This is a genomic window from Arthrobacter sp. 10L424 (assembly GCF_056395325.1).
Window position 1 is genome coordinate 297,682 of record NZ_JBFTJH010000001.1, and the last position, 12,466, is coordinate 310,147.

At 69.8% G+C, this 12,466-nt stretch carries 12 protein-coding genes and 1 pseudogene; 10 read left to right on the plus strand and 3 right to left on the minus strand.

All coding sequences use genetic code 11. The features are described from left to right. Positions 1-53 precede the first annotated feature (53 nt). Entirely contained in the window at positions 54-713 is a 660-nt protein-coding gene (locus AC1DC5_RS01395; RefSeq protein ID WP_476863947.1) for an NAD(P)H-binding protein, read from the plus strand. Here the strand turns inward: AC1DC5_RS01395 and AC1DC5_RS01400 are convergent. Then, the gene (locus tag AC1DC5_RS01400; protein WP_476863948.1) at positions 710-1,894 is read right to left on the minus strand and encodes an ROK family protein; all 1,185 of its coding nucleotides are present in this window, start codon (positions 1,892-1,894) and stop codon (positions 710-712) included. The genes AC1DC5_RS01395 and AC1DC5_RS01400 overlap by 4 nt on opposite strands. A 102-nt stretch (positions 1,895-1,996) precedes the next feature. Here AC1DC5_RS01400 and AC1DC5_RS01405 point away from each other — a divergent pair, with 102 nt between their 5' ends. The 5 genes from AC1DC5_RS01405 (at position 1,997) to AC1DC5_RS01425 (ending at position 6,950) form a co-directional block, all read left to right on the plus strand. Next, positions 1,997-3,703, plus strand: coding sequence for a glycoside hydrolase family 13 protein (locus AC1DC5_RS01405; protein WP_441406811.1), 1,707 nt, complete (start codon positions 1,997-1,999; stop codon positions 3,701-3,703). A gap of 14 nt (positions 3,704-3,717) precedes the next feature. Then, entirely contained in the window at positions 3,718-4,680 is a 963-nt protein-coding gene (locus AC1DC5_RS01410) for an aldo/keto reductase (protein ID WP_476864155.1), read from the plus strand. Between the two features lie 167 nt (positions 4,681-4,847). Further along, positions 4,848-5,711, plus strand: a complete 864-nt coding sequence (locus tag AC1DC5_RS01415) for an HpcH/HpaI aldolase/citrate lyase family protein (RefSeq protein WP_441406812.1) — start codon at positions 4,848-4,850, stop codon at positions 5,709-5,711. A 25-nt stretch (positions 5,712-5,736) separates the two neighbouring features. Beyond that, positions 5,737-6,687, plus strand: coding sequence for a DUF2797 domain-containing protein (locus AC1DC5_RS01420; protein WP_441406813.1), 951 nt, complete (start codon positions 5,737-5,739; stop codon positions 6,685-6,687). 38 nt (positions 6,688-6,725) lie between these two features. Then, positions 6,726-6,950 carry a DUF3188 domain-containing protein gene (locus tag AC1DC5_RS01425; RefSeq protein ID WP_441406814.1) on the plus strand — a complete coding sequence of 75 codons (225 nt, stop codon included), beginning with the start codon at positions 6,726-6,728 and terminating at the stop codon, positions 6,948-6,950. Here the strand turns inward: AC1DC5_RS01425 and AC1DC5_RS01430 are convergent. Next, positions 6,940-8,601 carry a SulP family inorganic anion transporter gene (locus AC1DC5_RS01430; RefSeq protein ID WP_441406815.1) on the minus strand — a complete coding sequence of 554 codons (1,662 nt, stop codon included), beginning with the start codon at positions 8,599-8,601 and terminating at the stop codon, positions 6,940-6,942. The two genes, AC1DC5_RS01425 and AC1DC5_RS01430, sit on opposite strands and share 11 nt — an antisense overlap. Further along, entirely contained in the window at positions 8,598-8,975 is a 378-nt protein-coding gene (locus AC1DC5_RS01435; protein WP_441406816.1) for an ArsR/SmtB family transcription factor, read from the minus strand. The genes AC1DC5_RS01430 and AC1DC5_RS01435 overlap by 4 nt, the downstream gene beginning before the upstream one ends. 144 nt (positions 8,976-9,119) lie before the next feature. Between AC1DC5_RS01435 and AC1DC5_RS01440 the strand changes: the two genes are divergently transcribed. The 4 genes and pseudogenes from AC1DC5_RS01440 to AC1DC5_RS01455 all read left to right on the plus strand — a co-directional run bounded on the left by AC1DC5_RS01440 (position 9,120) and on the right by AC1DC5_RS01455 (position 12,450). Next, positions 9,120-9,599 carry an FAS1-like dehydratase domain-containing protein gene (locus AC1DC5_RS01440; protein WP_441406817.1) on the plus strand — a complete coding sequence of 160 codons (480 nt, stop codon included), beginning with the start codon at positions 9,120-9,122 and terminating at the stop codon, positions 9,597-9,599. Positions 9,600-9,601: 2 nt separating this feature from the next. Continuing rightward, entirely contained in the window at positions 9,602-10,039 is a 438-nt protein-coding gene (locus tag AC1DC5_RS01445) for a MaoC family dehydratase (protein ID WP_441406818.1), read from the plus strand. Between the two features lie 15 nt (positions 10,040-10,054). Continuing rightward, positions 10,055-11,333, plus strand: a pseudogene (locus AC1DC5_RS01450) (MFS transporter). 49 nt (positions 11,334-11,382) lie between these two features. Then, on the plus strand, positions 11,383-12,450 hold the full coding sequence (locus AC1DC5_RS01455) for a UDP-N-acetylmuramate dehydrogenase (RefSeq protein WP_476863949.1): 1,068 nt from the start codon (positions 11,383-11,385) through the stop codon (positions 12,448-12,450). Positions 12,451-12,466: the final 16 nt, after the last annotated feature.

Here is a 12,466-nt window from a genome sequence, read left to right on the forward strand (position 1 = left end):
GGCCCGGGGACGCAACGGATGCGGCTGCGGGGCGCGTGGGACAGAATGGGTCCATGACGCGAATCGCAATCATTGGCGGCCACGGCAAAGTGGCTCTGGAACTGTCCCGCATCCTGACCGGCGAGGGCCTGGACGTTACGTCATTCGTCCGCAACCCGGACCACGGGGCGGACGTCGAGGCAACCGGCGCCACGCCTGTCGTCCTGGACATTGAACATTCGACGACGGCGGACATCGCCGAGGCGCTTCGGAACCACGACGCCGTGGTCTGGTCGGCCGGTGCAGGCGGCGGAAGCCCGGACCGCACCTATGCCGTGGACAGGGATGCCGCCATCCGGTCGATGGACGCGGCGGCCGAGGCCGGCGTCGGGCGCTACATCATGGTGTCCTACTTCGGTGCCGGCCCCGATCACGGCGTCCCGGCGGACAACGGCTTCTTCGCGTACGCCGAGGCCAAGGCGGCCGCGGACGAGTACCTGCGCGGAACGGGCCTGGCCTGGACGATCCTTGGGCCCGGCGCGCTCACCGACGGTCCCGGCAGCGGACTGATCGACGTCGACCCTGCGGACGACTTGGGAAACCGGGAAACGGCCCGCGCCAACGTTGCCCTTGTTGCGGCGGCAGTGCTGGGCCTGCCCTCGACGGCCGGGCGCACCATCGAGTTCCGGGACGGGGACCTGCCCATCGCTGCCGCCCTGGAACCCGAGAACTAACCCCGCGTGAGCTCCAGCTCCAGCGCGTTCGCCTCGACGTAGTCCAAGGCGTGCCGGATCGCGCCGACCGTGACAATGGAGTCACCCAGCGGCGAGACGGTCACGCGCGGGGGCGTCGCCGTATAACGGGGGAGCAGGGCAGTGATCCCGGGCAGCAGCGCCCCTGCTGATTCAGCCACGGCGCCGCCGACCACTACCTGCTCGGGGTTGATGAAGCTCGCTACGGTGGCAATGACCCGGGCCATCCGGTCCGAAATCCGGTCCAGGATGGCCAGCGCCGCGGGATCCCCGGCGGCGGCATCCTCAAAGACGCGCCGCGCGCTCGCCACGCCGCCGCCGGCGGGACCACCGCCGGCCGCCGACCACTGCCGGGCCAGGCTGGCGATGCCGTCGCTGGAGCCGACGCCCTCCACGAGGTCCAGGTACCCCATTTCACCGGCAGCGCCGCCGCGGCCGTGCAGCAGCCGCCCGGACTCCAGCACCCCGGCGCCCAGGCGCTCACCAGCCAGCAGCACCACCAGATCGTCGACGCCGGCCCCGGACCCCCGCCAGCGTTCGCCGAGGGCGGCAAGGTTCGCATCGTTTTCCAGCAGCACCGCCCAGCCGTGCAGCTCCTTCAGCGCCGCGCGGAGCCCGACGTCGAACAGGCTCCAGAAGTGCTGGGTCCCCAGCACCTTGCCGTCACGGTCCACCGGCGCTGCGATGCCCGCCCCGACGGCTAGGACCGTGCCGGGGCCGCTCCCGGCGGCCGCCAGCGCCTGCCGGCAGGCGCGGTCAACGACGCCGATCCGCTCCTCGGCGGGGATGTCCGTGGCCCGGAAGCTTTCGCTGGAGCGCCCGACGACGGTGCCGCGGAGGTCCGCGACTGCCGCGGTCGTGGTGGCGGCGCCGATGTCGATGCCCAGCACGAAGCCGGCCGTCGCATTGAGCTCAAACCGCCGGGCGGGACGCCCCTTGCGCGGGCCCAGGGGCTGTTCCTCGCCGCGGGGGTCCAGCTCGCGGATCCAGCCGCGCCGGATCAGGTCCTCGCAGACGGCGATCACCGAGGCCCGCGTCAGCCCTGTCCGGGTCATCAGCTCGGTCCCGGTGGCCACCTCCGTGGTCCGGACGGCGGCGAGCACCGACTGGGCATTCACCCGGCGCAGCAGCTGGGGTGTGGCGGCGGCTGCCGTCGGCTTCAAATGTTGACCTCTCCCGGATCCGGACCCATAATTGTTCAGGCAATATATTTACCTTGTATCTAAATTACCAGAGCCCCAGTTCCGAGCCCGGAGGATCCCCCTTTGTCCAACACCGCAACGCTGGCCACCCTGTCCGGTTCCGACCTCGCCGCCGATCCCAACTGGTGGCGCCAGGCGTCCGTGTACCAGATCTACCCGCGCAGCTTCTCCGATTCCAACGGTGACGGCCTCGGCGACATCAAGGGCATCACGGCGAAGGTCCCGTACCTGAAGGAACTCGGGATCGACGCCGTCTGGCTCAGCCCGTTCTACCCCTCGGCCCTCGCCGACGGCGGGTACGACGTCGACGACTACCGCGACGTCGACCCCAAGCTCGGCACGCTGGCGGACTTCGCTGAGATGTCCGCAGCCCTGCACGAGGCCGGCATCAAGCTGATCGCCGACATCGTTCCGAACCACTCCTCGAACCGCCATGCCTGGTTCAAGGAAGCCCTCGCGTCGCCGAGAGGTTCGGACGCGCGGGAGCGCTACATCTTCCGGGACGGCCAGGGCGACAACGGCGAAATCCCGCCGTCGGACTGGGAGTCCGTCTTCGGCGGTCCCGCCTGGGAGCGCATCACCGAGCCGGACGGCACTCCCGGCCAGTGGTACATGCATATCTTCGCCAAGGAGCAGCCGGACCTGAACTGGTCCAACCGCGAAATCCGCGACGACTTCCTCAAGACCCTGCGCTTCTGGTCCGACCGCGGCGTGGACGGCTTCCGCGTGGACGTCGCGCACGCCCTCACCAAGGACCTCACCGAACCGCTGCTGTCCAAGGCCGAGCTGAGCGTGGCCAACAGCGGCACTGACGGCTTCGACGACGGCTCGCACCCGTTCTGGGACCGCGACGAGGTCCACGAGATCTACGTCGAATGGCGCGAGGTCTTCAACGAGTACAACCCGCCGCGCACCGCCGTCGCCGAGGCCTGGGTCCACGCCAGCCGCCGCGGCCGCTACGCGAGCCCGGAGGGCCTGGGCCAGGCGTTCAACTTCGACCTCCTGCAGGCCGACTTCGACGCCGAAGAGTTCCACGAGATCATCACCCGCAACCTCGCCGAGGCCGCCGAGTCCGGCGCCTCCTCCACCTGGGTGTTCTCCAACCACGACGTCGTCCGGCACGCCACCCGCTACGGCCTGCCCAAGGGCGGCGGCAAGCACGCCAAGGGCCAGGACGGCAAGGGCTGGCTGCTGGCCGGCGCCCCGGCTGAGGAGCTCGACGTCGAACTCGGCCTGCGCCGCGCCCGCGCGGCCACCCAGCTGATGCTGGCGCTGCCGGGCTCCGCGTACCTGTACCAGGGCGAGGAGCTCGGGCTGCAGGAAGTCGCGGACATCCCGGATGCGGAGCGCCAGGACCCGACCTTCTTCCGCAACAAGGGCGTGGAGATCGGCCGGGACGGCTGCCGGGTTCCGCTGCCCTGGGCCGCCGAGGGCAGCTCCTTCGGATTCGGCGACGGCGGCGCGCACCTGCCGCAGCCGGCCTGGTTCAGCCGCTACGCCGTCGCAGCCGAGGACGGCGTCGACGGTTCCACACTTGAGTTCTACCGCCGGGCACTGAAGCTGCGCCGCGAGCTGCAGACTTCGGAAGAACTGGAATGGCACACCGCGGCAAGCCCCGACGTGCTGCACTTCAGCCGCCCCGGCGGCTGGCAGACCGTAACCAACTTCGGTGACATGCCCGTCGAGCTGCCCGCCGGGACGGTGCTCCTCAGCAGCGGACCCCTGGACGGGAATCTCCTGCCGGGCAGCACCACCGTCTGGCTGCGGTGAGCGCCACGGACGGAATGGTGGCAGCAGGCCAGCCGGCCCGGGAGCTGATTTATGGCTGCATGGGCCTTGGCGGCAGCTGGTCGTCGGAGCCGTACTCGTCCGCGCACGTGGACGAGGCGGCAGCCGCCGTCGATGCCGCCCTCGAAACTGGCATCACCCTCTTCGACCATGCGGACATCTACCGTTCCGGCAAGTCCGAGGCGGTGTTCGGCGAGGTGCTGGCCGGCACGCCGGGGCTGCGCGAACGCATCCGGCTGCAGACCAAGTGCGGCATCCGGCTCAACGAAGACGGCCTGAAGGGCTACTACGACCTGAGCCGGGACGCCATCCTGGCCCGCGTCAACGAAAGCCTCACCCGGCTCCGCACGGACTACGTCGACGTGCTGATGCTCCACCGTCCGGACCCGCTGATGGACCCCGCGGAGGTTGCCTCCGCCGTCGGGCAGTTGATGGCCGAAGGCAAGGTCCGGGCGCTGGGCGTGTCCAACATGTCAGGCGCGCAAATCGAGGTCCTGCAGGACCGGCTCGAGACCCCGGTGGTCGCCAACCAGCTGGAGATGAGCCTGCTCAAACGCGCTTGGCTGGAGAGCACGGTGCTGGTCAACCACGCCGAGGGCACGGACCATAGCTTCCCGCACGGCACGGTGGAGCACTGCGTCCGGCACGGGATCACCCTGCAGGCCTACGGCGCCCTCGCCCGGGGCCTCTACACCGGGGCGCCGGCCCCGGCGCCGTCGGCAGCCGAGGAGGCGACCGCCGGGCTCGTGGCGCAACTGGCGGCGGAGAAGGAGACCACCGGGGAATCGATCCTGCTCGGCTGGCTGATGAAGCACCCGGCCGGCATTGCCCCGGTGATCGGCACGGCCAATCCGGACCGCATCCGCGCCTGCGCCGACGCGGCCGCGGTGGCAGCATCCATGACCCGGACCGAGTGGTACCGGCTCTGGGTGACGGCGCGGGGCAGCAACATCCCCTAGCGTTTCTGCCGTCCCACCCGACTGACTGGCAGCTAAGGCCGTTTTGGGCGCCCAAAACAGCCTTAGCTGCCAGTTCCTTGGGCGGGGACGTGATTTTGGTCGTATTGGTCGCTTCCGAGGGCCGGAATACTTCGCGGGAGGCACCCCGGAACGGCTAGCGTAGATACATGACCTCCACAACCACCGCCGGGACCGTCCGGCCTCAACGCAACATTCCGGCCGAAATCGCCCGCTCCTGGCTGCTGGTGAACGCAATGAAGACCGAACTCTTCGACCAGTCGGCCGTGTCCCGCGCGGACGCCATCATCCTGGACATCGAAGACGCGGTGGACCCCTCCCAGAAGGACGCCGCCCGCGCCAACGTCGTGGACTGGCTGACCGCCGGCGGCACTGCCTGGGTCCGGATCAACGACGCCACGAGCCCCTTCTGGGCCGACGACCTCGCCGGGCTCCGCGGCACGCCCGGCCTGCTCGGCGTGATGCTCGCCAAGACCGAGTCCGCGGACCAGGTCACCGAAAGCTTCCACCGCATGGACGGCAAGACCCCGGTCATCCCGCTCGTCGAGTCCGCCGTCGGGATCGAGGAGGCCAACAACATCGCCAGGGCCCAGGGCGCGTTCCGGCTCGCCTTCGGCTCGGGCGACTTCCGCCGCGACACGGGCATGGCCGCCACCCCCGAGGCCATGGCCTACCCCCGCGCGAAGCTGGTCGTGGCCAGCCGCGTCGGCAACCTGCCCGGCCCCATCGACGGGCCCACGGTCGGCACCAACCACCCGATCCTGCGCGAGCAGACCGGCATCACCGTCATGATGGGCATGACCGGCAAGCTCTGCCTCGCCATCGACCAGACCCACGTCATCAACGAGGTCATCAGCCCGACGCCGTCCGACGTCGCCTGGGCCACTGACTTCATGGCCGACTTCGAGGCCAACGGCCGCGTCATCCGCGACGGCTCGGACCTGCCCCGCCTGGGCCGCGCCGAAAAGATCATGAAGCTCGCGGTAGCCTTTGGGGTGCAGCCGGCCCTCTAGCCAGCCCCCGAACCAAGGAGACCCCGTGACGGATACAAGCTATCTGGTCCACGGGGTCTTTTGGGATGCTGAACCGGACGAACCGGGGATAGCCGGAACCCCCGACGACGGGCACCCGGTGATGCGCCTGCAGGACCCCGACGGCGGCTGCACGGACCTGCCGCTCCGCGCCGGCACCCGGCTGGGCTTCCGCCTCGCGGCAGCGGGGAAGTACTGCCTGGGGCACCACCAGGTGCACGGGCCCGCTGACCGGGACCACGTCCTCTGCCCGGCCAGGGCACTGGCCGTCAAGGGCAGCCAGTGCGAGCGGTGCTTCGTGGTGGACGATTCCCGGCTCATCCACGATTTCCACCGCGGCGGACGCGTTCCGCCCGGGCTGCGCGCCTACCTGATGCAGCCGCATTGGCTGTACGTCGCCACCTTCGCCGGCGGCGCCAGCAAGGTGGGTACGGCCGCGGACCTGCGGAAATGGAAGAGGCTCGCCGAACAAGGCGCCGTCGTCGCCCGCTACGTCGCCCGCGCCGACGACGGCCGGGTGGTCAGGATCCTCGAAGACATCGTGACGCGCGACGCCGGCCTTCCGCAGCAGGTCCGGTCGGCTGCCAAGGCCGCGGCCCTGGCCGGGCCGGCCCCCGCCGCCGAACTCGATGCCGTGAACAGCAGGCTTGCCGGCGGCGTCCGGGACCTGTTGGTCGGCGCCGGGGACGGCGGGTTCGAGGTCGTCGACGAGCCCTGGCAGCGGCCGGGCCTCTCGGATGCGGCGTGCGCGCCGGCCGTCCGGCACGCCTACCCGCACGAGCTCAGCACGGGAACCCACGGGTTCCGGATCGACTCGCTGAGCGGCAGCATCGCACTGGCCAGGCTCGACGGCGCCGACCTTGAGTTCGTCGTCAACCTTGGGCAGATGAAGGCCCGGACCATCGAACTCGGCGACCACGGCTCGGAAGTTCCGGCGGTCCAGGAGTCCCTGTTCTGAGCGGCAAACCGAGACCAACGGCCCAGTAGACTGGCACGGTGCTGAAAGAATTCTGGGACTCCGCGTCAACCACCTACAAGGTGCTGGTTTTCAGCGCCATGGGCATGCTCGGCGTCGGCATTGTCCTGAACCTGATCGGCAACAGCTCCGGCAACCAGGACCTCGCTGTTGCCTCCCTCGCCGTCATCGGCGTCGGCCTGGTCCTGCACATTGCCGGGATCGTGGTCCGCGGCCAGACGATCCGCAAAAACCTCAAACGTTAGCGGCGGCGTTCCGGCGCACGTGGCTGCGGGCATGCTCCACGGCCTCGGGCAGGGACGTGAACAGATGCTTGTGGTGGCGCAGTGAACGGATCACCCCGACATTGGTCACCAGCTCGAGGTGCTGCGGCTGGACACCCTTCAACAGGACCGTCACCCCGCGCAGCTCCAGCGCCGAGATGACCTCCACCAGCGTGTGGGCTCCGGTGGCGTCGAGCATCCGCACCTGCGACAGCCGGATGATGGCCACCTGGATGTCCTTGACCTGGCTGATTTCCTGCAGGACGCGTTCCGCTGCGCCGAAGAACATGGCCCCGTCCAGCCGGAGGATCGCTATGTGTTCGTCCCCGGGTTGGCGTGCTCCCGGGATTTCCTCCCGCTTGACCCCGCTGAGTGACGCGAACTTTCGCAGCGTGAAGAGGGCCGCGGCGACCAGCCCGATCTCGATGGCCACGATCAGGTCGAAGACCACGGTGATGAGGGCCGTCAGGACGAATACAAAGGCGTCGGCGCGGGTGGAGCGCAGGACGGCGGTCACCGTGTGCATCGAGACCATCCGAGTGGCCGTGACCATCAGGATTCCGGCCAGGACCGCCAGCGGGATCTTCCCGACGAGTCCCGCCGCCAGATAGATGATGGCCAGCAACACCAGGGCGTGCACCATTGCGGACAGCCGGGTCCGGGCGCCGGAGCGGACGTTGACGGCGGTCCGGGCGATGGCGCCCGTGGCCGGCATGCCGCCAAACAACCCGGCGGCAACGGAGGCGAGCCCCTGCCCTGTGAGCTCCCGGTCCGGGCTGTACGTCCCGGAGGGCCTGCCGTCGGGGCCGACCATGCCGGCAGCCACCCGTGCGGAGAGCAGGGATTCGATGGCGGCCAGCATCGCGATGGACACCGCAGGCATCAGCAGCCCGCCCACCGCGTCTGGATCGAGGGCCGGTACCGACGGTGCGTTCAGAGAATCCGGCAGCGCCCCGATCCGGGGGATGTCCAGTTGCAGCAGCTCCGCGGCCACGGTGGCCAGGAGCACTGCGATCAGGCTCGCGGGAAGGGCCTTGTTCAGCTTCGGAAGCAGGATCATCACCGCGGCGACGACCGCGACGACGCCGAGCGTCTGAAGCACCGTGGGGAGGGTGGCCCCGGAGACGGCCTCGACGGCGGCCAGCACGGTATTGTGGCCCGGTGTCCCCTCGGTGCCGGTGGCCATCGGAACTTGCTGGAGGAAGATGATTGCGGCGATGCCGAGGGTGAAGCCCTCCACCACGGGCCACGGGATGAAGGCCACCGCCCGGCCCAGGCCGCTGATGCCCAGGATGACCACCAGGAACCCCGCCATCAGCGAGACCAAGGGGATGCTGCCGGCGCCGTGGACGGCGACCACCGGGGCGAGCACCACCACCATGGCTCCGGTGGGACCGGAGACCTGGACGTGCGAGCCGCCCAGGACAGCCGCCACCAGGCCGGCCACCACGGCGGTGATGAGTCCCGATTCGGCGCCGACGCCGGAACTCACCCCGAACGCCAGCGCCAGCGGCAGGGCCACGATCCCCACGGTGATGCCCGCCAGCAGATCCGTTTTCCAGGAGGAGCGAAGCCCGTCGTAGTCACGGCGGGACGGCAGGAACCGGCGGAGGGGCGCCCGGGCGGGACTCATGAATCGGAAGCGCTGAGATGCTCGCTCGGCAGTCCCTGTGCGAGCTTGAGCTGCTCATTGGAATCGGCCAGGCTGTCGAGGAGGAAGGTCCGGGCGATGGCCAGCAGCTCGGCGATCTTCGGATGCGCCAGCCGGTACGTCACGGCGTTGGCGGACCGGGACGAGCTCACCACCCCGTGGCGCCGCAGCGTGGCGAGATGCTGTGACAGGTGGGACGCTTCGAGGCCGGTTTCGGCCAACAGGTAGCTGACGGGCGCCGAGTAGTCCGGCGCCGCGGACAGCAGCTCGAGCACCCGGATCCGCGCTGGATGGGCGAGGGCCTTGAACAGGTTCGCCTTGATCTCGTACAAGGGGGTTTGAGCGGCTGTAATCATCGCTGCCTGTCCTTTCTCATCGCCGCAATTCCAGGGCCGGCCATGAATTGATGAAATGATGTTTTCATCATACCGCAGTTCGCCTTTCTATTCACCCCCGTCATCGTCGCAGGTGGCCGGGCGGCGTGGCGATAGGCTGGATCCATGACTATCAATCCGGATCTGCAGGGGCGCAGCTACCCTGCCGCAGAGGTGTACGACGTCGGCCGCGAGAAGATCCGCGAGTTCGCCCGCGCGGTCAAGGCCACCCACCCCGCGCACTTCGACGTGGAGGCCGCCGCGGCGCTGGGGCACCGCGACGTCGTGGCACCGCCGACCTTTGCGATCATCGTCGCCCAGCGGGCCGACGCCCAGCTGATCGAGGACCCGGACTCCGGCATCGACTTCTCCCGCGTGGTCCACGCGGACCAGCGCTTTGTCCACCACCGTCCGATCGTGGCAGGGGACCGGCTGGTTGCGGAACTCCACGTCGACGGCGTCCGTGCGATGGGCGGCGGGGCCATGATCACCACCCGCTCGGAAATCTTCGCCCTTACCGCAGGCGCAGCAGCGGCCGGCGACGATTCGCGTGAAGCCGTCGCCACCGCCACCTCATCCATCCTGGTCCGCGGAGAGGGACAGTAGCCATGACCCCCACATTCTCAGAACTCACGGTCGGCCAGGACATCGGCAGCCGCAGCATCGACGTCACCCGCACGGACCTCGTCAAGTACGCCGGTGCCTCCGGCGACTTCAACCCCATCCACTGGAATGAGGCCTTCGCCACCAGTGTGGGACTGCCCGGCGTGATTGCCCACGGCATGTTCACCATGGGCTCCGCCGTCCAGCTCGTCACCGACTGGGCCGGCGACCCCGCTGCCGTCGTCGACTTCCAGACCCGCTTCACCAAGCCGGTCCCGGTCGCCGACACCACCGGAACGCCGGACGCCGGCGCCGTGATCGAGATCAGTGGAGCCATCGGGGCGCTCGACGCCGAGGCAGGCACCGCCCGCGTCGACCTTACGGTCCTGTCGGCCGGCCAGAAGGTGCTGATGAAGGCGCAGGCCGTCGTCAGGCTGGCCTGACCGTATGGCGCTGGAATGAGCGTGAGCACGGGCCAGTCCGCCGAGGTCACCCACTGGCGTAACGCCGTAGTGGCCGCCTACGCGGTCAGCGGCATCGCGTTCGCCACCTGGGTGTCCCGGTTGCCGGCCATCCGCGACGGGCTGGACCTCACCCCGGGGAACATCGGGCTTCTGCTGCTGTGCATGACGCTGGGGTCTTTCATCTCGGTCTCCGCATCGGGGCTGATCGTGCTCAAGTTCGGCTCGAAACAGACCATCCGGATCGGCAGCATCATGGTGGGCGCCGGACTGGTCCTCGCGGGCCTGGGAACCTCCGTCCTGGTCAACCCGCTCGCCGTCGCCGCGGGACTGGCCGTGATCGGACTCGGCACCGCCAGCTGGAACACCGCCTCGAACGTCGAGGGTGCCGCCGTGGAGCGCGCCGTCCGCCGGCACATCATGCCGCGGCTGCACGGCGCCTTCAGCCTCGGCACTGTTGCCGGCGCCGGTGCGGGCGCCTGGGCCGCGGGAGCCGGGGTGCCCGTCTTCTGGCACTTCGGCGCCGTGGGACTGCTCGTCGCAGGCTCGGTCGCGACTGCCGCATCGTGGTTCCGCGCCGACGTCACTCCGGTGGAGGGCGGGCAGACCTTCAAGCCGGCCGAACTCGACACGTTCGAGGATCCCTCCACCGGGCCGATCCCGATCATCCGGCCGGCCCCGGACCAGCCCGATCAGCCGCTGGACAACAAACGCCAGATCGCCCAGGCCTGGCGGGACCGCCGGACACTCCTGCTGGGCGTGCTCGTGCTCGGGCTCGCCCTCGCCGAGGGAGCAGCCGGGGACTGGGTGGCGCTCGCCCTTGCCGACGGCCACGGCCAGTCCGACGCCGCGGGCGCGGCCCGGGTACGGGCTCTTCGTCACGTTCATGACCATAGGCCGGTTCGCGGGCACCGTGGTCCTGGACCGCTTCGGCCGCGTCCCGGTGATGCGCTGGTGTGCTGCCCTGGCCGTGCTGGGCCTGGGCTTGTTCGTCTTCGCGCCCGTGCCTTGGGTGGCCTATGTGGCCCTCGCGGTGTGGGGCCTGGGCGCCTCGCTGGGCTTCCCGGTGGGCATGTCCGCCGCCGCAGACGACCCGGTCAAGGCGGCCGCCCGGGTCTCCGTGGTGTCCACGATCGGCTATGGCGCATTCCTCTGCGGCCCGCCCCTGCTGGGCCTGCTGGCGGAGCACGTCGGCATCCTGCACTCCCTGCTGGCCGTGATGGTGATGCTCGTGGTCAGTTTCCTGCTCTCCCCGGTGGCCCGGAAGCTCACCTGACTTCGACGGTGCTTAGGGGAGTGCAGCGGAACCCGGCTAGGCTGGTCGGGTGACCCAGACTCTGCTTTCCGCCCTGACCACGGCCGCCGTCGGCGGCCCCGCCGGCCGTTTCATCGAGGCCCGCACCGAGGCCGAGATCATCGAGGCCGTCCGTTCCGCGGATGCGGCCGGCGAGCCGCTGCTGATCATCGGCGGCGGCTCGAACCTGCTCGTCTCCGACGACGGGTTCCCCGGCACCGTCCTTAAGATCGCGTCGGAGGGCTTCACGGTCAGCGCGGAGGACTCCTGCGGCGGGGTCGCCGTTGTGGTGCAGGCCGGCCACAACTGGGACGCCCTGGTGGAGCAGGCGGTGCGGCACGCCTGGTCCGGGATCGAGGCGCTGTCCGGCATTCCCGGCGCCACTGGGGCCACCCCGGTCCAGAACGTCGGCGCGTACGGCTCGGACGTTTCCCAGACCATCGCCGCCGTGCGGACCTGGGACCGGCACCGCAACGCCGTGCAAACGTTCACCAACTCGGAGCTGAAATTCGGCTACCGCGATTCGATCCTCAAACAGACCACCCTGAACGGCTCCCCGCGCTACGTCGTGCTCACGGTCGAGTTCCAGCTGGCCCTGGGGCGGATGAGTGCCCCCGTCCGGTACGCCGAGCTGGCCCGGGCGCTTGGCGTCGAGGCCGGCCAGCGGGCCTATTCCAACGATGTCCGGCGCGAGGTGCTGCGGCTCAGGGCATCCAAGGGCATGGTGTGGGACGCGGCGGACCGGGACACCTACTCCACCGGCTCGTTCTTCACGAACCCGATCGTGCCCGCGGAGGTGGCCGCCGGGCTGCCCGAGGGCGCACCGCGGTATCCGGGCGGCGCCGACGGGCTGACCAAGCTCTCCGCGGCCTGGCTGATTGACCAGGCCGGCTACGGCAAGGGATTCGGGATCGAACCGGACAGCGTTTCCGGCGGCCGGGCCTCACTCTCCACCAAACACACCCTCGCCATCACCAACCGGGGATCGGCCAGCGCGGCGGACCTGCTGGCGGTCGCGCGTGAGGTGCGCCGCGGCGTCGTCGAACGCTTCGGGATCGAACTGCATCCGGAACCGCTGCTGATCGGCGTGGAGCTCTAGGAGGCAACGCTGCTGC